The sequence below is a fragment of the Rosenbergiella collisarenosi genome, from assembly GCF_018494085.1.
Classification (GTDB): Bacteria; Pseudomonadota; Gammaproteobacteria; order Enterobacterales; family Enterobacteriaceae; genus Rosenbergiella; species Rosenbergiella collisarenosi.
The window spans coordinates 391,279-412,436 of record NZ_JABBFP010000002.1 but is presented as its reverse complement, the minus strand read 5'-3'; the positions used below and the strand labels follow the sequence as shown (position 1 = coordinate 412,436).

At 45.9% G+C, this 21,158-nt stretch carries 19 protein-coding genes and 1 tRNA gene; 7 read left to right on the top strand and 13 right to left on the bottom strand.

Features of this window, described 5'->3' with window-relative positions:
• Positions 1-230: 230 nt before the first annotated feature.
• Complete coding sequence (mepS, locus tag HGT70_RS04880; RefSeq protein WP_071430734.1) at positions 231-803, top strand: bifunctional murein DD-endopeptidase/murein LD-carboxypeptidase; 573 nt, start codon at positions 231-233, stop codon at positions 801-803.
• 72 nt (positions 804-875) lie between these two features.
• On the opposite strand, the gene rsuA is transcribed toward mepS, so the two are convergent.
• A complete protein-coding gene (gene rsuA, locus HGT70_RS04875) occupies positions 876-1,601 on the bottom strand; it encodes a 16S rRNA pseudouridine(516) synthase RsuA (protein ID WP_071430736.1) in 726 nt (241 codons plus the stop codon).
• A 106-nt stretch (positions 1,602-1,707) separates the two neighbouring features.
• Here rsuA and radD point away from each other — a divergent pair, with 106 nt between their 5' ends.
• Positions 1,708-3,459 (top strand): DNA repair helicase RadD, encoded by a 1,752-nt coding sequence (gene radD / locus HGT70_RS04870; RefSeq protein ID WP_071430739.1) that lies wholly within the window; start codon positions 1,708-1,710, stop codon positions 3,457-3,459.
• Positions 3,460-3,580: 121 nt separating this feature from the next.
• Positions 3,581-3,865 carry a 50S ribosomal protein L25 gene (gene rplY / locus HGT70_RS04865; RefSeq protein ID WP_071430741.1) on the top strand — a complete coding sequence of 95 codons (285 nt, stop codon included), beginning with the start codon at positions 3,581-3,583 and terminating at the stop codon, positions 3,863-3,865.
• Positions 3,866-3,910: 45 nt separating this feature from the next.
• Here the strand turns inward: rplY and yejK are convergent, their stop codons facing one another.
• Positions 3,911-4,915 (bottom strand): nucleoid-associated protein YejK, encoded by a 1,005-nt coding sequence (gene yejK / locus HGT70_RS04860; RefSeq protein ID WP_071430743.1) that lies wholly within the window; start codon positions 4,913-4,915, stop codon positions 3,911-3,913.
• Between the two features lie 225 nt (positions 4,916-5,140).
• Between yejK and HGT70_RS04855 the strand changes: the two genes are divergently transcribed.
• The 3 genes from HGT70_RS04855 (at position 5,141) to HGT70_RS04845 (ending at position 7,289) form a co-directional block, all read left to right on the top strand.
• Entirely contained in the window at positions 5,141-5,368 is a 228-nt protein-coding gene (locus HGT70_RS04855; protein ID WP_071430745.1) for a YejL family protein, read from the top strand.
• Positions 5,369-5,385: 17 nt separating this feature from the next.
• On the top strand, positions 5,386-7,140 hold the full coding sequence (yejM, locus tag HGT70_RS04850) for an LPS biosynthesis-modulating metalloenzyme YejM (protein ID WP_071430747.1): 1,755 nt from the start codon (positions 5,386-5,388) through the stop codon (positions 7,138-7,140).
• Positions 7,141-7,212: 72 nt separating this feature from the next.
• Positions 7,213-7,289: transfer RNA gene (locus HGT70_RS04845), tRNA-Pro, on the top strand.
• A gap of 97 nt (positions 7,290-7,386) precedes the next feature.
• Here the strand turns inward: HGT70_RS04845 and HGT70_RS04840 are convergent.
• Positions 7,387-7,683 carry a S24/S26 family peptidase gene (locus HGT70_RS04840; RefSeq protein WP_214195081.1) on the bottom strand — a complete coding sequence of 99 codons (297 nt, stop codon included), beginning with the start codon at positions 7,681-7,683 and terminating at the stop codon, positions 7,387-7,389.
• 96 nt (positions 7,684-7,779) lie between these two features.
• Between HGT70_RS04840 and HGT70_RS04835 the strand changes: the two genes are divergently transcribed.
• Positions 7,780-8,829 carry an acyltransferase family protein gene (locus tag HGT70_RS04835; protein WP_214195080.1) on the top strand — a complete coding sequence of 350 codons (1,050 nt, stop codon included), beginning with the start codon at positions 7,780-7,782 and terminating at the stop codon, positions 8,827-8,829.
• A 26-nt stretch (positions 8,830-8,855) separates the two neighbouring features.
• On the opposite strand, the gene HGT70_RS04830 is transcribed toward HGT70_RS04835, so the two are convergent.
• The 10 genes from HGT70_RS04830 to HGT70_RS04785 form a co-directional block, all read right to left on the bottom strand.
• Entirely contained in the window at positions 8,856-12,032 is a 3,177-nt protein-coding gene (locus HGT70_RS04830) for a hypothetical protein (RefSeq protein ID WP_214195079.1), read from the bottom strand.
• A 50-nt stretch (positions 12,033-12,082) separates the two neighbouring features.
• Positions 12,083-15,157 carry a host specificity factor TipJ family phage tail protein gene (locus tag HGT70_RS04825; protein WP_214195078.1) on the bottom strand — a complete coding sequence of 1,025 codons (3,075 nt, stop codon included), beginning with the start codon at positions 15,155-15,157 and terminating at the stop codon, positions 12,083-12,085.
• Positions 15,154-15,537, bottom strand: coding sequence for a nitrite transporter (locus HGT70_RS04820; protein ID WP_214195077.1), 384 nt, complete (start codon positions 15,535-15,537; stop codon positions 15,154-15,156). Before HGT70_RS04820 ends, HGT70_RS04825 begins: the two co-directional genes overlap by 4 nt.
• Before the next feature lie 9 nt (positions 15,538-15,546).
• Positions 15,547-16,029 carry a DUF1833 family protein gene (locus tag HGT70_RS04815; RefSeq protein ID WP_214195076.1) on the bottom strand — a complete coding sequence of 161 codons (483 nt, stop codon included), beginning with the start codon at positions 16,027-16,029 and terminating at the stop codon, positions 15,547-15,549.
• The gene (locus HGT70_RS04810) at positions 16,026-16,496 is read right to left on the bottom strand and encodes a hypothetical protein (protein ID WP_214195075.1); all 471 of its coding nucleotides are present in this window, start codon (positions 16,494-16,496) and stop codon (positions 16,026-16,028) included. The genes HGT70_RS04815 and HGT70_RS04810 overlap by 4 nt, the downstream gene beginning before the upstream one ends.
• Positions 16,496-19,462, bottom strand: coding sequence for a phage tail tape measure protein (locus HGT70_RS04805; RefSeq protein WP_214195074.1), 2,967 nt, complete (start codon positions 19,460-19,462; stop codon positions 16,496-16,498). Before HGT70_RS04805 ends, HGT70_RS04810 begins: the two co-directional genes overlap by 1 nt.
• Before the next feature lie 39 nt (positions 19,463-19,501).
• Complete coding sequence (locus HGT70_RS04800) at positions 19,502-19,864, bottom strand: hypothetical protein (RefSeq protein ID WP_214195073.1); 363 nt, start codon at positions 19,862-19,864, stop codon at positions 19,502-19,504.
• 69 nt (positions 19,865-19,933) lie between these two features.
• The gene (locus tag HGT70_RS04795) at positions 19,934-20,209 is read right to left on the bottom strand and encodes a phage tail assembly protein T (RefSeq protein ID WP_214195072.1); all 276 of its coding nucleotides are present in this window, start codon (positions 20,207-20,209) and stop codon (positions 19,934-19,936) included.
• Between the two features lie 32 nt (positions 20,210-20,241).
• The gene (locus HGT70_RS04790; RefSeq protein WP_214195071.1) at positions 20,242-20,592 is read right to left on the bottom strand and encodes a phage tail assembly chaperone family protein, TAC; all 351 of its coding nucleotides are present in this window, start codon (positions 20,590-20,592) and stop codon (positions 20,242-20,244) included.
• A gap of 34 nt (positions 20,593-20,626) precedes the next feature.
• Positions 20,627-21,115 (bottom strand): phage tail tube protein, encoded by a 489-nt coding sequence (locus HGT70_RS04785; protein ID WP_214195070.1) that lies wholly within the window; start codon positions 21,113-21,115, stop codon positions 20,627-20,629.
• Positions 21,116-21,158: the final 43 nt, after the last annotated feature.

Below are 21,158 nucleotides of genomic sequence, written 5' to 3'. Positions count from 1 at the left end.
ATTAAGATCAAAAAAATCCTTAAAAACTCTCGCTAGTTAACATTTTCTACGGTAATCTCAAAAAACGCTTAGCCCTTGTCATAACCGGCTCTAGCCTTAGAGAGTGTCAAAGTCATTTACATCTAGATATAATTCATAAATTGTCTTCTTGGTAAACTTTGATAATCTTCTATACTGTTCACTGGCGAACGACATTGTTGTCGTAAGGACATCGAAGGAAACTACTTAATATGGTCAAGTCTCAACCATTTGTGAGATATTTGTGGCGGGCTGTTCCAGCAATTGCCTTAGCAACATTGCTAAGTGCATGTAGTAGCCACCCAACTACCACAGCCAATTTAGAGAAACATGACGTTAACAACCGGAATGGTTTTTTACTTCAAGCGTCTCAGGATCAATTTGAAGAACTGGTTCATAATGTCGATATTAAATCGAAAATTATGACTCAATATGCAAGCTGGAAGGGTGTTCGTTACCGTATGGGTGGTGAATCACGCCGTGGTATAGATTGTTCTGCATTTGTACAACGTACTTTCCGTGAACAGTTCGGCTTATCGCTGCCTCGTTCAACGGCTGATCAACAAGATACCGGACGTTACATTAATAAAAGTAAACTTCGTCCCGGTGACCTCGTCTTGTTCCGATCGGGATCGACAGGACGACACGTAGGCATCTATCTCGGTAATAATGATTTTGTTCATGCTTCAACAAGCAGTGGAGTTATGATCTCAAACCTTAATGACAATTATTGGAAGGCTCGCTACCGCGAAGCACGCAGAGTTCTTAGTAACTCGCACAGTTAATTTTCATAAGGTCTGAAAAACGTTCGCTAAAAAAAAACGCTGTCCTTCGCAGCGTTTTTTTATATCTATTATTTAAGATAAAGGCTTTTGTAATTCGGGCGGTAGGTTAATACTTAATATTTCCGCTTCCGTTAATGGCCGATATTCCCCTGGCTCTAGCGCCTCATCTAACGCAATGTCCCCTACGCTTTCACGATGCAACGCCACGACGTGATTTCCGCACGCAGCAAACATTCTTTTTACTTGGTGATAGCGGCCTTCGCTTAACGTAACGCGCGCCTGTTTATCGTCAAGTATTTCTAAAACTGCGGCCTTAGTGAGTTCGCTTTCGCCCTGCAGCATAATGCCGTCTGCAAAGCGCGTGACCAGCTCAGGCTCGACCGTCTCCGCGAGGGTTACGCGGTAGGTTTTCTCACAATGATGACGGGGGGAGGTGATGCGGTGCGACCATTGACCGTCATCGGTAAGCAAGACTAAACCCGTCGTGTCAATGTCGAGACGTCCTGCTGCATGAAGTTTCCATGCCATCGGCTCCTCAATAAAGTAGAGAATAGTCGGGTTAATCTCATCCTCTGTCGCACAGACATAGCCCTCAGGCTTATTTAACATGAAATAACGCGGGCCGTTCTGTTGAAGCAGGACGTTACCGTCATGCGCAACCTCGTGTTCTGGCAAAACTTTGAATGCCGCTTCGCGCACAACTTCTCCATCAACGGTTACGTTACGTGCTCTAATTTCGCGGCCAGCGATGGCGCGGCTGATTTCGAGTTGTTGGGAGATAAATTTATCGAGTCGCATGGATCTGTAAGCCTATTCGGAGTTTATACATCAAGTTGTGCTAGTATACCTCGAAGCGACACCCACTGTCAGTGTGTAACCCTGCGTCTATTCGAGTTCATTAGCGATGAGTTTTACCCTACGCCCCTATCAACAGGAAGCCGTCGAGGCGGCGGTACACTATTTTCGTCAAGAGCAGCGCCCTGGCGTCATCGTCCTGCCAACAGGTGCCGGGAAAAGCTTAGTTATCGCAGAACTTGCCCGTATCGCGCGCGGCCGTGTGTTAGTCTTAGCGCATGTTAAAGAATTAGTCCGTCAGAATCATGCCAAGTACCGCGCACTGGGCCTAGAGGCAGATATATTTTCAGCCGGCCTGGCGCAAAAAGAGAGTCAAAAAAAAGTCGTCTTCGGTAGTGTACAATCAGTCGCTCGCCACCTTGATAAATTCGACGCGGCCTTCTCATTAGTTATCGTCGATGAGTGTCACCGCATAGGGGATAACGACCAGAGTCAATACCAGCAAATTCTCGACTACTTAACGCAGCGCAACCCGCAGTTACGGCTCTTGGGCTTAACGGCTACCCCCTTTCGGCTTGGCAAAGGATGGATTTATCATCACCATTACCACGGTATGGTGCGGGGCAATGAAGACGCCCTATTTCATCAATGTATTTATGAGCTACCACTACGCTATATGATTAAACATGGCTATTTAGTGGAGCCGCAGCGTCTTGATATGCCGATAGTCCGTTACGACTTCTCATCGCTGATCGCCACTCAACAGGGGCTTTTTCCTGAAAAGGCGCTCAATCTTAGCTTGTCACAGCAAAAACGGGTCACCCCCTCTATCGTCGCAGAAATCATTCGCCACGCCGAGCACTGCCGAGGCGTAATGATTTTTGCGGCGACGGTACGTCATGCTGAAGAGATCTTGAGCTATCTTCCTCACGATAGCGCATTAGTCTCTGGTGCAACGCCCGGGGCACAGCGCGATGATATCTTGCAGCGTTTCACCTCCCAGCAGCTTAAATTTTTAGTCAATGTCGCGGTGCTGACGACGGGCTTTGATGCCCCCCACGTCGATCTTATTGCCATTTTACGCCCGACAGAATCAGTAAGTCTTTATCAGCAGATTATCGGTCGCGGCTTGCGCCTCTATCCGGGGAAAACGGCTTGTCTTATCCTGGATTATGCAGGTAATAATTATGATCTCTATCTACCAGAAATCGGCAGCCCGCAGGGAGATAGCGATAACCAACCCGTACAGGTGTTCTGTCCACAGTGTCAGTTCGCCAATCTATTTTGGGGAAAGACACTGGCCGATGGGACCGTCATCGAGCATTTCGGACGACGCTGCCAAGGGCTTGTCGAGGTGTCAGGGCGAACCGAGCAGTGTGATTTTCGTTTTCGATTTAAGTCTTGTCCGCAGTGTAACGCCGAAAACGATATCGCCGCCAAAGTCTGTCAGCAGTGCGATACGGTATTAGTGGATCCTGACGACATGTTAAAGGCAGCCCTTAAGCTGCGTGATGCGAAAGTATTGCGCTGTTCAGGCATGGTACTGGAGCACGGGCGCGATCAAAAAGGAGAGTGGCTGCGCATTACCTATGTCGACGAAGATGGTGCCGAGATCCCCGAAACGTTTCGCCTAAGCTCCCCTGCGCAGCGTCATATCTTTACGACACAATTTCTTCACTTACACAGCCGAGCACCCGGTATCCCGCTCGTATGGCAATCGGCAGAAGATATCGTCGCTCAGCAATCACGGTTACGCCACCCTGATTTTGTGGTGGCACACCATCAAAAACACTTTTGGAAGATCCGCCATAAAGTCTTTGATTATCAGGGACGCTACAGGCGCGCGGACGCGGCAGGTTAGATCATTTGCCCTACCTACGTTTAACCGCTATAATGCCGCGCGCTTTATTGTAATGAAGCGCCATCGAATAAACCTTCTGTTGCTGGGTCGCCTGTAGCGGAATTACTCTAAGAGAAAAATTATGTTTACTATCGAAGCACAAGTACGTACAGAGCAGGGTAAGGGTGCGAGCCGCCGTCTGCGTTTAGCTAACAAATTCCCAGCCATCGTTTATGGCGGAAATGAAGCTGCAGTATCAGTAGTTTTAGACCACGATTTCGTTAACAACCTGCAAACTAAGCCAGAATTCTATACAGACGTTCTGACTCTAGTCATCGACGGTAAAGAAACTAAAGTCAAGGTTCAGGCTGTTCAACGTCACCCGTTCAAGCCAAAACTGCACCACATCGACTTCGTTCGCGCATAATTGCCGAAAACGATCGATAAGAAACGCCGCTCTCGCGGCGTTTTTTTATTGTTCTTTTAAGCGACGTTGTAGCTGGTCACGTAGATTCGGCGGAGTGCCTTTGATCGTCAACGTGTCAGTAGCGGGATCCCAGAAGATACGCTCGTTGAGCAGTAATGCATCAAAATTCATCGTAAGACCGCCCCCGCTTCCCGAAAACTTAGTTAATTGACGTAAGGTTGAGCGATCGGCTGGGAAACTCTCTTCAAACTCATAGCCCTGTTGCTCAGTAAAGCCCGCGAAACTTTGATCATTTACGTCTGGCAGTTGCTGTGATAGCGCGTTTATCGTAATTTCATCACCAGACTTTAATTGCTCACTACAATATTGATGGACCTGCTGACGATAATCTTGGCGCGACTGCTTATCGAGACTCGCCTCCTCACAGTAATCGTCCACCGCTTGCAGTAGTGTTCTATTTTGCGCTTTGGTATCCAGGCCTTGGCTCGCCCCGAGAAAATCCATAAAGAAGTCAGCGACTTTACGTCCTACGCGTCCGCGTAAAAATGTTAGATAACGGGTAGAATCGGGCTGCGTTTCCCACTCGGTAAGGTCGATACGCGCGACGATATCGGCGTGATTAATATCGAGATAATGTGTGGTACTAATCTCTAGGGCTTCGTTTACCCGCATACTCGCTTGGCTGTTTAATACAGAGATTAATAAGTATTCGACCGCAAGATAGCGATACTGAGCAAAGAGTACGATTCCGCCTTCTGCAAACGGATATTTACCTAGCTCATCACGAAGCCGCCCGGTGGCCGCACGAGTGAACGCGAGAAAATCTTGCTGCCCCTGACGACATTCACGCAGGGCGACCTGTAATTCGCTCTCTTCATTGAACAGCCCATAGGCTTTATTTTTCGCGCTGTAGACACGATGCAGCTCTTCCAACATCGTTGCCACTTCGTGGCTAGGGGCGAGTAAAGAATCACGTAGAATAAGCGATAGATCTTCTTCATCACGTTTAACCAACTGATGAACCACAATCTGGTCAATATCCAGACTCATAGATAACTCCCTAAGCAAATGAGACGCTATTGAATCATGCAGTCTCTAGGCTGACAATGAGATTTGCTAAGGTTAGCAGCATAGGCTTATCACTTCTAATGAGTGAAAGACGATGATTCGACATTACTTTCAGCATTTACTGAGCAAATCTCGATGAAAAATTGCAGATATGAAGCATGTTTTACAGTAGAATAGCTACTTTTTACAACGACACTAGTTGATACTATGCCACAGTTATCCCGTTACAGTGATTCACGCGTCGAGAAGCTTCTCGACGAACTTTCAAAAGTCCTTGAAACGGACAAGGCTCCTACCGATCTTTCCTTGATGGTGCTCGGTAATATGGTAACAAACTTGATTAATTCCAGTGTTTCACCTGCTCAGCGCCATGCGTTGGCTCGCTCCTTCGCTGCGGCTCTCGAAGCCTCAGTCAGCGAAGATTCAGCTCACTAATCACTAAAACGACGCTTATGGCCACTCACCAACAAAATTACCGTGAAAAAGTTTCCAGTATGATTAGCTGGGGGCATTGGTTTGCTCTGTTTAATATTTTGTTGGCATTGGTGTTAGGCAGCCGCTATTTATTGATTAACGATTGGCCAGCCTCGCTTGCTGGCCGTATCTACGCCTATTGCAGCTGGATAGGTCACTTCAGCTTTATTGTGTTCGCACTGTACTTACTGATCCTCTTTCCCATTACTTTTTTTATTCGTTCGCAGCGATTATTGCGCGTCATTGCCTCGATCCTTGCAACCTGTGGACTCACACTCCTCCTTATTGATGGTGCAGTCTTTCAACGTTTTCACCTCCACCTAAACCCTATCGTCTGGCAGTTGGTAGTGAATCCTGAGCAGAGCGAGTTGACTCGCGATTGGCAGTTGATGTTTATCGCGGCGCCAGTCATCTTCTTGATAGAATTGTTGTTTGCAACCTGGAGTTGGCAGAAGCTACGCAGCCTTAATCGCGGCCACTATGCTCGGCCGTTTATCGCGCTGTTCATTGCGACCTTTTTTACAAGCCATATCATGTATATCTGGGCGGATGCGAATTTCTATCGCCCTATCACGATGCAAAAAAGTAACCTTCCCCTCTCTTATCCGATGACGGCTCGCCGCTTCCTAGAGAAACATGGTTTACTCGATTCAGAAGATTACCAGCGTCGGCTCATTCAGCAGGGGGAGCCGGATGCGTTATCTCTCGCCTATCCTCTAAACGATATAACTCTCGCACCTCAAGCCGCGGGTTATAATTTACTGGTGATTACTGTCGATAATCTACGACAAAGTGGATTGAGCAAAAGTTATCCTACGCTTACAGCGTTTGCGCAGCAAAATATCAATTTTACCCAGCACTACAGTTCCGGTCCGAGTAGCGACAACGGCCTATTCGGTCTGTTTTATGGTATTTCACCGACTTATCTTGAGGGGATACTGGCTTCTCGAACGCCATCGACCCTCTTAACGACCCTTGCAAATCGTCATTATCAATTTGGGTTATTTTCGAGCGACGGGTTCAAGCAGCCCTTCTACCGTCAGGCACTATTAACGGACTACACCATTCCGTTACAGCATCGTCAATCCGACTCTCAGACTGTCAGTCAATGGCGTAAATGGTATGCCCAACAGCCGCCTACTGGCCAGGCTTGGTTTTCATGGGTCTCTTTACAGGGTGCGACAACTAATAGTGCTAACGAGGCGCAACGCAGTCAGGATTACCTGCAGACTTCGCTCGCGACTGACAAACAAATTAGCGAGATCCTTGACGAACTCAATCGCTCTCAAGCATTGAACAATACCGTTGTGGTGATTACCGGCACTCACGGTTTCTCACTCTCGCCGCGCGAGCAGTCAGAGAGTCAGCGTGCTGCACTGCATGTCCCATTAGTGGTCCACTGGCCGAATACGCCTGCGCAGTCGATTAATTACCTCACCGACCACCAGGACGTAATGGCAACCTTGATGCAACGCTTATTAAGCGTCACCACGCCGAGCTACGATTATACCCAAGGGCGTGACCTGTTCTCAGCTCAGGGCCGTAATAACTGGGTCACGAGTAAAGAGGATAATCATTTGATTATCACTACGCCTACACGCTCTATCGTGTTAAATACCAACGGCCGTTACAGTTCTTATGATGTTAACGGCAGAAGGTTGCACGATGAAACTCCAGAGCTCGGGTTATTATTGCAGGTGTTGACTGAAGAGAAGCGTTTTATCGCGAATTGATTATTAATCAGCCAGTTAGACCAGACATATATTGATTTTCTAGAAAAGTACGTTACTATTATTTCAAGTCGTCGGCACGTAGCGCAGCCTGGTAGCGCACTGTCATGGGGTGTCAGGGGTCGGAGGTTCAAATCCTCTCGTGCCGACCAAAAATCCCAAAGAAAAGCAGCCACTTACGGCTGCTTTTTTTATGGCTGTGATTTACCAATGGTAAAAAGATGGTAAAAGTCCGGTAAAAGTACAGCTTCAATCGAGACTTTTAACCATAAAAGTCACCACCCCTAACACTCTGGCATCATCAAGAGCATCACCATCGATAATGCCATCGTTAGTTTTGAAAGCTCCATCCCCTACTTCGGCAAACATCATCTTACCGTTTACGTCCAGAAGCACAGTTGAGCCCTTCTTAACTTTATGTCCCGGTTCGGCCACAGCATATCCCTCATTAGTCGGAATGATGATTGATGATTGAGTGACGTGCATAAGCGAGTTTGGTGAGAGTCGTTGCTCAACGTAGTCTATTGCGGGGGATGGGAAGGCCATTCGTTACCTCTTGAAGTAAAAACTATTAACAGTTTACGTTTACTTAACTATACAATGTCAGTAATTACATAAAACATACAAAGATATTATCTAGATATGAAAACGGTTTCATTAAGAACTCATGACAGCAACTGCTTTGATATACTCAGGCACTTAGCAGCTTTTCTAGTGATTATAAGTCACCATTTTGCGTTTAATGGTCTCCAAGAGCCTTTGGTAAACCCTAGTACTAAATTGGGATCTCTATCGGTACTAGTCTTTTTCTCAATATCAGGTTTTCTGATTACACAAAGCAAAGTTCGTAGTAAAGATAACTGGACCTTCATCAAAAAAAGATTTTTAAGGATAATGCCCGGTCTTATATGCTGTGCTTTTTTTACAACATACATTATTTGTGGTTTTTTTGGTAAGCAAGGATTTGCTGGTTGGACTTTGTCGGCGCAAGCATTAAAAACATTCATTTACTATACGTTTCTTGGGTCACACGCCACAGATGTGATGACTAATTTCTTTTCCGCAGATTTCGTATTCCCAAGCTCAGTAAATAGCAGTTTGTGGACATTACTATTTGAAGTCATTGATTATGCTATGGTATTGATATTTTTCTCTATCTTCCGTAACAAAACCTTAGGCTCATTGATTTTTTTGTCTGTTTCACTGGTCGCCTACACTATCCAAGTAAGAACTGGGGTATCAGCTTACTATCTCGCTAGATTTTCATCTCTAAGTATAACCTTTTCGCTCGGAGCTTTATTATTGAGCACTCTTGAGCTGTGGAAGTTGAATTATTGGAAAGTGATTATCCTTCTTGCGGGCGTTGTTTTATACCTTATCTCCTTATTCCATAAATCCAATGCAGAATGGGACATTTTTACTCTGATATGTGTACCATTAATTGTGATCCCACTCGGGCTTTCTTTCAAAGATAGAATAATTCATGGTCGGTTCGACATTTCCTATGGTGTTTATGTTTATGCTTTCCCAATTCAGCAATTGTATTCAAACATTGCAAGCTTAGGGTTTATCTCCTCTCTGGCGTTATCTATTTTAACCGTTTTTATTTTAGCAACATCTTCTTGGATGTTAGTTGAGAAGAATTTTCTTAAACGGAAGAAAACCCCAGAAATGAAAACTGCTGAAGTATAAAAATTGGGGCAACACGCCCCAAGTAATTATTCTGCTTTCCAGCAATACAATCCGCCATGATCGTAAGTGGCCGCCCCATTCCCTAACCCTTCATATAAGTCAGAGCGGTCGAAGGAGAGTAAATACATCGCTGTTTCGTCGCCGTTTGTATAGGGGACTAAAGTGCACCAAGGACCAACTGTGGTCGGGTCAAGATAGATATCTTGAGACAGTTCCCCAAGATAGGTTAATCCTGACTCATATTTCCTCAAGTGCAGCTTGTTGGCTGAACCTCCACTTGTCAGATATTTGACACCCCCTATTGTGACGAATTGGTTCCCAGTATCGCGGACACCTGACGGCACACTGCTTGTGCTGAACTCCTGAGTGATACCATCGTACAGTGTTGGGCTCCTAAAGGTTTTACATCCTGAAGAAACCGTATTTCCGGTTAACACCCAAGTCTTGGTGGTAGCATCATAATAGAAGTCGATATCTTCAACATAGTTGCTGCCTACACCAAAACTACTCCCATCTGAATTCAATAATTGCTTAGAGTTTTTGATGAGGACTACTCCACCTTGAAAGAGGTCTTGTTTGGTTTCGAAGTAAAGTTTAGGCCGTAGGTTATCGCTTGATAAAGTCCCCGCATAATCCATACCGCAGCTAATGCCTTTCCATGTCTTGCTATTCCGGTCATAAACAACCTTGATGGAATCATCTGCAATGGCAATACCAGAATCTGTACCATCAGTCCTGACCTGGATAATCATTCCTATCATTTGGACTTCGCCAGAATCGAAATTAATACGGACAATTTGAGTAAACAAGTCTGCGATAGTTGTTCCGGTTCCTTCCACGAGGTAATACATCCACTTACCGCGCTGGATAAAGGTTCCATCTTCGTAGGTAAGAAAGCGGATAGAAACAGAGTTAGAGCCTGATGCAATGCGGCTGCTAAATCCTGTGAAGGCTGCTATATCTGCGGCGGTATAGGTATCGGTTTGAGCGAAAACAAAGGTCTTCCACGCTTCCAAGAAGGTCAGCTTACGAGCATCCAGTAAAGAAGAATAAGAATATCTTCCTACCCAAGACCATGTCCCGTTAGCATTGACTTGCTTGATGAGTAGCGCGAGTCCAGTATTTTGTACTTGCAGCACCGTTCCCGCAAAGCTGCTTGCGCTGTAGGTTGTTGTGCCTGCAAGGGTGCCTGATACGTAGACCTCGCAAATAACTGCGCCTGCAGCATTAACTCTCACAGCTACGTAGTTAGAAAGAGCGGTGTCCCCGTACATTATGCCTAGGGTCGCATTACCCTTGATGCTACCTATCGCAATCTCACTGGTCGCGAATGGATTGTACTTATCCGCGAACATTACTGCCTTACCGTTCGCAGTTGGTGCGCTAAAACTAACAGTTCCTGCATTCCAAGATGCTGTAAATACGCCACCAGCCATAATGTTGTAAATATTGCTTTGGCTATTCCAAGGGTTGTTATCCAAAGACATATACGACAGCATATATGAGTCTGCTGCGTTGTAAAAATCACGCCTCGCCCATTGCTTCCTGAAAGTGTAATTCAGCGGTGAGCTAAACCCTGAAAAGTCAGGATTAGCCTCAGGTAAATTCGACAAGTCTTTATGCCAAGGTGCATTGAATACTTTAGCAACCGATGCAGAGGAGGCCGTTGATGTCGCCATCGAACGAATATCAGATAAGCGAGCCAAACGGTCGATAAAGCTCAGTCTAACTAGATTGGTGATACCACTGACAATACGTGCACGAACAGCAACGTAACCATCTTGTGTCGCCACACCAGTCAACGTGGTTGTCGATTGTTTGCCAGACCCTAGCGATGTGAAAGTATTTAAGTCAGACACCCACTGCTTATTCGCATCCAGCTGCATTATATAGGCGATTTTCTCACCCGCAGTATTTGAACCAACTTGCCCATAAGAAGAAACAATATCCCCCGCCTTGCATGGCAGGTAGTACATGCGCCATAGACTACTAGCAGGAACCGTTACAACTGAACCACCCGAGTACATAACCTGATTATCAACGTAGTTAGCCGTCACAGCGGTATAATCTGTCACTGACCACTTGGATAAAATATTTTTATTTGGAGCGAATCTAGGGCGATTGATTGTCAGTGTGCCAGCCGGTGAAGTGACGCGAAATCGCACATAGATGATCCCATCTTGGGTGGAGGTTCCCGATATTGACGAGATGGAGCTAGTACCTGTCGATGTGAAATTCGCCAGTGATGAGACAAAGTTCCTTTTAGAATCTAATTGTGCTACATAACAAAGGACTTCACCCGATGTTAACGACCCAATTTCTCCATCGTAGGTAACCGTAGTGCCCTTAGGTGCAACAACATAGCATGCCTGCCACGCATTACCTGCTGCATTGTTCACTGTGCCATCGGAGTTAATTACTACACCAGTTTCATAACTGGTACCCGCATCATTGGCACTGTCTGTAGATAAAACATTGTTAAGGTACTCAGCTTCGGTCACAAGCGTTTTTCTAGTCCGGCTGATAGATATTGAACTAAGCACCGAAGCACGCACCCTGACATAAATATAACCGTCTTGGGTCGCCGTACCGGATAGAGTCTTAACAACCGTGATGTCTCCTGTTGAGGTAACATTTGTCAGAGACGCCACAAAGGCTTTTGCACTATCGCATTGGATCAGATAACCCATTTTCTCATTGTTGGTTGCGCTTCCTGTCGGTCCGAAATACGTAACGACATCTCCGAACTTAACAGGTACAAAATATGCTAACCATGCCGAATCAGAAGTTGTTGTCCCATCGTAGTAAATAACCAACCCAGAGGTAACAGAGGCAATATCTTTGCCGTTAGCTTGTTGCACTCCGCTCTCTAATACCGCGGTACCTGGTGTTCTAGCTACTTCCGTGGCGGTACCATTATTGTTCAAGTAATAAATGAATGACGACTCAGCACCAACACCTTGAGGCACCCGGAAATAAGTCCCGTTCTGTGTAGCAGTAATACCTGTTGAAATGTCTGCATAAGTATCGCCAAGGTTTAAACCGCCTAAGATATTCTGCAGATACTTAATTGTTCTAAGGCTAATACCTAAGCGACTTTGTATTTCTAAAGCATCACTATTGATGAGCTGGTCAAGAATTTGGACGTTATCAACGAAATCCAAAACACTCGTGGAAGGTACCGCATTGCCGGTATTGTTCATTCAATGCCTCATATGTGAAAAAACCCGCCGAAGCGGGTTGATGGAATTTTTTAGCTGACGTTACCGGGATAGGCATCATCATCGTGTTGGTAGAATTTCGGGTCATAGCTTAATGCAGTGACTTGGCAGGTACCGTCTGCGTCCGGTGATATTTCAGAGATTAGCGTATCGTACCCCGCGCTTTCTGAGCTACAAAAAATCACCCGCGGTGGTTCGATTGAACCTGAATCCATTTCCCATAGTTCAGGGGATAGCTCAGTGCTATTTGGTACCGTAAAGGTGAAGTCATCAACACGAGTTGGTGTGAGTAGCCCTACCGCGCTGCCATCTTGTAGCCGGAACAACACCCGCGGGTTAGAGAATGTCCAGTCAAGTCGCTCCGATGTCTCAATCGTCACTAGTGAATCGGTGTATTGCATACCGACCACTAAGCAACTAATCGTATTACTGCCGGGGATATCGTCGGTCATTACTACCCTGTCGCCGTAGCGATAACACAGCGCATCCAGCTCAGTAGAGGTCGAGTAGGTACAGCGCTGATAGATGTATTTCATCAAGCGGCGCATCCCGATACGATAAGCACGGTCCGCCGTTACCACTCCATCAAGTTTGTAACTCTCAACCTTATTAGGAGTTGGGTTATCCGAAGTCCGGCACTGCACCGTTTCCTCAGCCCACGTTGTCGAGTTGGTGTAAGTCACATCAACGCCGTCATAGTCGTCCGATGTAGGCGCCTTGGCTGCGGTCGTCAGTTCCTCAGTAGTTTCCTGTGGTGTAATCACTCCGCTCCAATTCTTAACCCCTTCTCGCCCTACCGTTGCCAGACCATCGCTAAGATGAAAGTATCCCATTCCGGCGGTCGCAATCTTCTGCAAAATGTCGAGCATTGATGTGCTGTCACTGTCGGCCGAGTAGTCAAAAGTCTCGTTGCGCGGTGTCCAGTAATTAGCCTCGAGCGCATTGATCGCAGTGGTATCAATCTGCGCATCTGTCGTAGAGAGTAAATGGTTAAGCGCCCCACTGATACTTCTGGATGGGTAGCCATCATAAAGTCTTGTAGCGACTACATTAATTCGTCGATCAGACTGCGCAGCCAAGCGGTTACCGGTCCTCACCGTGACGGCCATGGTAGTGACATCCGCATAGCGATTAGGCCGATTACTCAATTTTGCGCGCATAGCTTGCCACTGAACAGAATCCCGATCGCTACCTCCAGCTGGCGTTGTAGTACGACGTACACGGAATTCATATTGGGATTGATTAGGCAAACTGAATGATTCAGTGAACCCGACTTCATCAACAGTGCCCTGAGAGTAGGTCTTTAATACTTCCACCCAATCCCCACCCGTCTGCCGGTACTGGATAGCTAACGTCACACTAGTGCTTTTGATATGACCTTTTTTATTGATGTGAGCAAGACCTGATGGGAATACGAAATTCATCTCAACTAGCGAGGTTATTTCACCGTCGGGACAGCACTCGAAAGGCCCCATCCAATCATATTCATCATTAGTCCCCGTTACGCTGGCGTCGAGTAAAGTACGCGCCGTGAAGCCAGGCCAAGAATTATCGATTGATGTTGATCCGTCATCCGACTCAATGAGTCGTTTTACATTGATCGTTAGACCATCAATGTCGGTAATTTGGTACTTGTTACCTTGAGGGCCGATTGAGATCCTCTGAGTTCCTGTGGGTAGGCCATAAAAAACTGGCCCCTTTGCACTGTCATAAGCAAGGCTCAGTGAAGGAAGCACCTCTGGGCTACCGCCGCTAGAGGCAACTCCTTGGACCACGGTGGGAGAATTGCCGAATATAGCTGAGGGAAGAACGGTATACCCGATCGAATTGCCGCTGTAAGGGCTGTTTTTCTCTTTGATTGAAAGTAGAATATTTTCACCGGTAGCGATTAAGCCAGAGCCAGTGAGCTGATCGGTGATCTCATCAACTAAACCCTGCATCGTCACATAGTTTGCTGTCAAAGAGATAACATAGCTAGCACCCGCCCACGTCAATGTAAAAGACAAGGCGGTAGCGCTAAAATCGTAAGTTGTCGGTGCGGCATTAGCAGTAATACTTGCAGCATTTCCGCCTTGCCCGGGAATGGCCGGAGATCCTTTACTAACGATCGCTATAAATAGGTCATAGCTGTAATCGTTCCACACAGCTGTAACAGGCATCCCGACGACGGGAACAAGCTCAGTAAAGTCACCATAAATAACCGTTTTTCCCGATTCTGAGGCTACAGTGTAACTATCCGGAGCCTCGACCGTGATAATACTCCCCTCTTTCCAGCTGTCGGGGATCACCGAGTCGTCTTTATCATCCTCATTACTCGACGTTTCGCCGATGAGCGTAATGCTGTTACCGGACAATGCTATAGCGCTGGCATTCACGTTAACGCTACTTGGCCCCGTCGAGGCTAAATCCAGACCTGCTGTCCCTGATGTCGTGCCGCCGACTTCCGTCGAGTTGTACCAATTATCAGCTCTCCTATCGCCACTAAGGTCGGCCCCAGGCTGATAAATAGTGACCGTGGCATCATCACCGAAACTCGATATTGGCGTGGACCCGATGCGGATCCCTGATTGGTTGATGTTAAAGCGCCCCACACCCAAACAGAGCAGCATTTCAGTGCGATAAATTTTAGGGTCGCTTTTATCAAACCGACTAACCGGCTGAACAAGGTAATCTGGATACACTTTGTATTGACCAAATATTTCGCGAATTGGATCACCAAGTTTTGCTGAGTTGGCCTTAGCCGGATTTAGGTCGAGTTGGTCGCCACTGGACGTATCACCTATGCCGCCCATTTTTTGCATCATGTAAATTGAATACGCTGCCGATGCGATCGCAATTACCACAGCCGTCCATACCAACCAAGCAGGTGCGGCGGGACCATATTGCTTGGGATAAATAGACACGTTACAGTCACTGGCGATGACAGACGTTTCCCATTCGTCCGTGGTGATCTCTTTTCCTTCAAGGAAAATCGCTATCGGGTGCTCTGAGTCAATCGACCAACCTTCAATATTTGATGCCAACCAATCGGCTATGGTTATGCAGCTATGCTCGTGAACCTCAATGGGCTCGCTTTGCATAAGAGATGGGTAAATTCTAATTGTCATTTGAAATACCTCACCTGATTACGGTAGCGTCGCTCGAATCGTTGGACTGTCATTATGGTAACGTTGGTTCCTTTTTGGCTTTCCATCACCATTAGCTGCCCATCGATATTGACGACTATTGCAAGGTGCACCACTAATTGATGATTAAAACAAGCAGCGACAGCGCCCTCTTGCGATTGGCATTCTGAAACCTTGCTACGAAATAATTGAGCTTCTCTATTCATGCCCCCATCATCACTGACTACCCCGTTAAAATCAGGCCAAGTTTCAAGTCCTAAATCTTTTCGAACCTCATGGACTAAGCCGTAGCAGTCAAGGATCGGGTACACTCGAGCCCCCATCTGCCATTTGACAGTCAGGTACTTATCAGGATTAAACATGGATTGCCTTTATGAGATGTAACGAAGACCAGGATGATTGGGTAATGTATAGCGGTAGCGCGGCCAAGCAGTATCGAGCCAGTTCATATACCCCGCCGTTATTTGCACCTGCAACGACGTCCATTGACCCGACTTAATCGCCATCGTGTAAGGCGATGTCGAAGGTGAATCAAGCTGAGTAGAGATGTACTGCCTATAGGTTACCGTTGCTCTGCTCAGCGAATCCAAGGCTTTACGGATCGTCGTTGAAACGAAGCCTTCAACATTGCTGATAGCAAATTTTAAGTCCTGAGTGCCGTCGGTGTTTCTAGCGGGAAGAGCAACATCTATTCCGCAGGCTGTGAAAGTAACTTTCTCGCCCCCTTCGGTAGTTGCCGTAATATCTTCATAACCCTGGCAAAGGTAATAAACGTCATTACCAATATTAATTTGAAGAGTATTGATCAGCACCTCTGGGCCGGATGATGCATACAGACGATTGAGTATTGTCATGCCAGAGGCCACTCCCGATTGATAGCGATATCGATAATATCTGAACCAATAAGTAACTCAGGGTAGTTGCCCCAATCCACCGGTGGTAGAGGTCTTTCCCACAGCTCAATGTTTGCAGAAAAACGCCAGTACAAACCTCCTTCTGGGGTCGGTCCCTCATAAATATCAGTGAAACGGCAAAGGTAGTTTTTTTTACCGATCGGCGTGAGAAGCGGCATGTTAAACCATAGAGCACCATCCTTGATCACATCCCTAAACCAAGCCTCGAAAACTTGCGCTTGTTTGTCGTCAAAGAGCCACTGAATATCCGTTGCGGATGGCGTAGACGTAAACACTCTCCGTTGCCGCGCTCGCCCAGAAGTTAAATTGGTCCTTCTAAGTGGGGATACTGGCTTAAGTCCAAATCCATCTTTGAGTGGGCACGGGAGATATTTGGTTGGGTAAAAAATATTACTGTTCATGGCCATTACCCAATTTTCCTTCCTGTTTTATAGTTACCGGTTAGCGCTTTATGAACCTTCCCTTCTCCAGACGATAAGTCACGGGTAACCATGTTGTACCCATCTCTCGCGCCTTGTTGCGCCGCTTTTTGTACTAACTGAATGGTTGCATCGGAGGGATTTCCGTTTATCCCAATATGGATAGTAGGAGAATAAGAGGTTCCGCCCCCGCTCTGACTCGCGACACGTTCCAGCGTGGCATCGAGTTTCGCCGATGTCTGTGCTGTGGTAACCCTTTCCCCTTTCTGTAAAAGCCAAGTACCTGTTTCTGGTACCGAGTCAATACCATCATGCGCCATACCATGCAGCGAAGAACCGATCGCAGTCATAAACACCCCCGCACCCGCGGCGGCGGCAGTCGCCTGAGCTGGGGCAACCGCAGGACCAACATAGGGAACGCCAATCCAAGATGTGAACGCACTCAGCGCAGCCATTGCAACCTGAGCCGCAGCATACTGTAATAATGCCGATCCCATAGACTGCAAAAACGTGGCCGCAAAATCTTTAACGTTAAGCTTTCCGGTTTCGGCCCACTGCGTAATCATGTCCGTCAAATTACTAAATGTCTGCGCACCGACTTGCTGCATATTGGAATATAGATCTGCAGAGGCATTAATCTGGTCGCTTAGTCCAGACATAAACCCTGCAGTTCCGTTATTTCTCAACGCGTCGACATTGTTGTAATAATCAGTCTGTATTTTCAGTTGTTCTTCTAAGGAATCAGAAAGCGCTTTTGTCTTCTGATCGTAAAGGTCCTTGTCGATATCGCCAGAGTCATACTGGCTCTGTAGGTCAGTTTGACGCCCGGCGAAATCCTGCCTGATAGAGGCTAATTGTCGGAGCCTATCGCGCTGATCGCTACTGCTATAAGCTCCAATGAAGTCTGCATCTAGTCCCTGTCTTTTCGCCTCGTTCTCTTTGTGAAGGGAACTCACGTACTCGAGCGCTTTAGCATTATCTTCATTGGCTTTTTTTACAGCATTTAGATGATCAACCTCGGCAGCTAATGACTGTAATCGTTTTTGCTGCAAAGCATTTAGCCCTGCAAGTTTCCCAGTCGATAAATCAAAAGCTAATTTTTGCTGTTCGGTTACTACTGCTGATTTTTTCCCGGTAGTATCAATGAGCGCAATCTGCTTGAGGTAAGCTTGCTCGGTACTGGAGAATGAGTTATCCAGTTTTAGTGCTGCGTGGTCAACCTTAGGCTTTGGTGGTTTTGGTGGCTTTTTGTTTTGATTGCTTTCATCCTTACCCAGACCATAGGGATTATCTGAGCTATTCCCGACTCCCATCTGCTCAAGCAAATTTTGCAATCCCTTAGCAGCATTTGCTGCTTGGTTCGCATCTTTAATTTTCCCAGTTAAAGCATTTAAAAAATTAAGCCTACTCTTTAACCTCTTAGCCTCATCAGTGTCGCCATTACCAGTTATATCAAGGAGTTGAACCCTCTGTGAAACCTGCCCTTTATCTGTATCGTCAATTTTTCCAGATAGCGCTGCCATCCTTTGCCCTGTAAGTTGGGCTATGTTTCCCAGACCGGCTGCGACCTTTGAAACAAAATTCGCCAAATCTAAGGCACCGCTAACTAAATTAGACATTCCTTGTAATGTGGCAGGATTGGTTAATACGCTCTGGATATTGCTGAGTGATTCATTAATAGGTGTAAGGTCAATTTGACCTAGTGCGACAACAAATCTGTTTTTAAATCCATCAATGCTATCCCCCCAATCCTGAAACACCTTATTAACTGCTACCAGTTTTTCTATATCAGCATCGTCAGGTGCGATTCCTAAGTCAGTTGCTTTATTTTTTAAATCATCTAAACCCTTTGCCCCATCATTTAATAGTGGCATCAATTTGGTAAGATCATTACCAAGGCTTTCATATATATTGGTCTTTTGCGCTACATTCATCCCATCCATTGCTTTTGCAATAGCAAGCAGTTGCTTGTCTGGACTTAGTTCCTGTAATTTTTTGGCGGATAAGCCTAGAGTATCTAAAGCTTGGGCTGCTTCACCTGACTTATTGAGTACAGCATCACCTATTTTGTCGTTTAAATCCTTAAAAATATCTGCAATATTATCACCGGAAAGCCCCGCTTTTTCTGCTGCATACTGCCACTGTATGAGAGCTGAGGTAGATATACCCAAAGATTTAGCCCAGCGATCTGTTTCGGTCACATGATCAGAGGTAGACTTGATAAGTGATAATGCTGCAACTCCCGCTGTTACGGTTGATGCCGCTAAAGCAGCACCTGCAGCAAGTGTTGATTTACCCAGTGATACTAATGACCCTCGTAGAGAAGAAGCGTTAGTATCAGATTTAACCATGGAATCTGAAATTTTATCTAATTCACTTTTAAGTTTCTTATAATATTCGGGAGAAATTTGACCAGAATTAAGAAGCGAAGATAGTGTTTTTTGTTGGTCTGCTACCTTTTCAAATGCAACAGAGGTAGGATCGAGTTCGGCCCTTAATTGCTTAAACTTTACTGCCAAAGCTTGATTATCTGCTTGGTTCTTTCTCTCAGACTTAGCTAAATCTTCAAGAGCTTTAGCTGCATTTTCAACGTCAGTTGTAAGTTGGATGTATTCATTAGTAGTTATGGCATTACTTTTGAAAAGCTCTTTTATTGCTTTTTGCTTCTCAGCTAGACCATTGAAGGAGTTGCTGGATTGATCTACTATTTTAAGTAAGGTAGAAAATCTATCTTTTTGGCTTTCTGTAGCTTTAGATAAAGTTTCTTGAACTTTTACCGCATCCTTGACTGCAAATTCGTTATCCGACATGGCTTTGGTTGCTAAACCAATGTCATTAATAACAGCTGACCTCCATTTAGCAGAGCTTTTTTCAGCCTTATCCATCCCACTGGTAAAACCACCAGTCGATGCGATTAAATCTATCGTTAGCGTTCCTAATGATCGGCCAGCCATTATCTCACTCCAATAAAAAACCCGCCGAAGCGGGTTGATTCAATCTGCGTACTTATAAAATGTTGTTGCGTTTCCATCGACCCTGAATATCGCAGACCTAATTCCTGGGCCCTTTATAACTGCAACGTAGGTGTAATCGTCTGGAAGCTTTAATCCCAATATTTCATTATTATCACAGCGATATGCTGCGATTTTATATTGCTTTCCGAAGTTATCAATTCCGTCTGTCCCATTATATAAACGGCACCCTATACTCTCTTTATTTCTTATCTTGATTAATACAGTGTGATTTCTCCCAACATAGACAACATCACCATTAGGATACCTTAGCTCAGAGACATTATCGTCAGCTAAAACTAAAGCAGGAAAGAGCAAAGTGATTAATAAAAAAAATTTTTTCATAGTATTCTCCGTGATTAGGCGGAGCAATCGTAAGCAATGGCGCATGAAATAGATAGTATGAAAAATAAATTAAGCCCAATGTCTCTTCGCTTCCTCTAGTGATAGCTCTTCCTTTTCCTTGTCGCCGCCAATATGAGGAGCAAAGTCAGTTAAGGAAAACGCGGGTGTCTTTTTATCTCGGTTGATATTTGCGATAACCGACGACACGAGCGCCGCTCCCCACTCAGTCCGCATAACTGGATTAAGCCCACCATACTTCTGGCGGTACAATATCCACATCTGATATTCGGTAACCGACATTCGTTCCTGAGCTTCTGCAATGGTGCGGCCCCCAATGCCGTTCATGACGAGCTCACACCATATTTCATCTTCTGCAGTTAGCTTTTTGTCTTTCCCAGCTCATTGACCTCACTAATTGCGATCAACAAAGCCACTGTCAAATTACCATCGAGAGCGCCGCGCTCTGGGTCAGCTTCGCCAGTAATATCTTCGGCAGTAAAAACTGGATGGCCTTTTTCATCACAGATCGAGGCTGCAATGCGGCCAGCCACATTATCCACTTTGCCATTACTGGACAGAATATCTGATTTGGCAGAGTGGTAACCAAGAGGACGGATATAAACGGTTGCTACAATATCGTTCTCGCCCTGCTTCCAAGTAATTTCTTTCTCTACTGGACGGCCGGTGAACGCCCCTGTTTCTTTTAAGCTATCAAGAGTCAGTTTCATGAATTTATCCTAAGCCCGAGCGCTCGGGCATTTGTTAAGCTGATTTAGTGAGCCAAGAACCTTTACCAGTACGCTGGATACTTGCAGAGGTTGTTACTACAGCGTTCGCCTGGAAATCGAAGGGGAAATCTGCCGGGTAACCTTGGAAAACATAAAATGTACGATCAGTCGGGTAGATAATCCCGCCAATAGAGTTATTGGCATCTGCCGCGGCAACCGTTGGCAGTGATGTGCCGTCTGCCCACGCCACAATCCACGTTAATGGCGTGTCGTCATCGGCCTCAGCCAGTTGACTCAACATAATGTGGCTTTTATTTTTAGGATCAGCATTCAGCGTTACTGTCGCTTGGCCGGGTGTTTTCAAACCTTTTTTGTAAGTTCGAGAATCACGCTCAGATAAGCAAGTGTCTTCAATTTGGTCTGCTGGGTTCCCACCGGGTGTAAAACCGGTAATACATTCAATTTCTGTGATCACGCCAGCGCTGAGAACTAAAAGCTGTGTCCCCTGGGTTAATACAGACATAGAGATTTCTCCAATAAAAAACCCGCCGCAGCGGGTTGTGTAA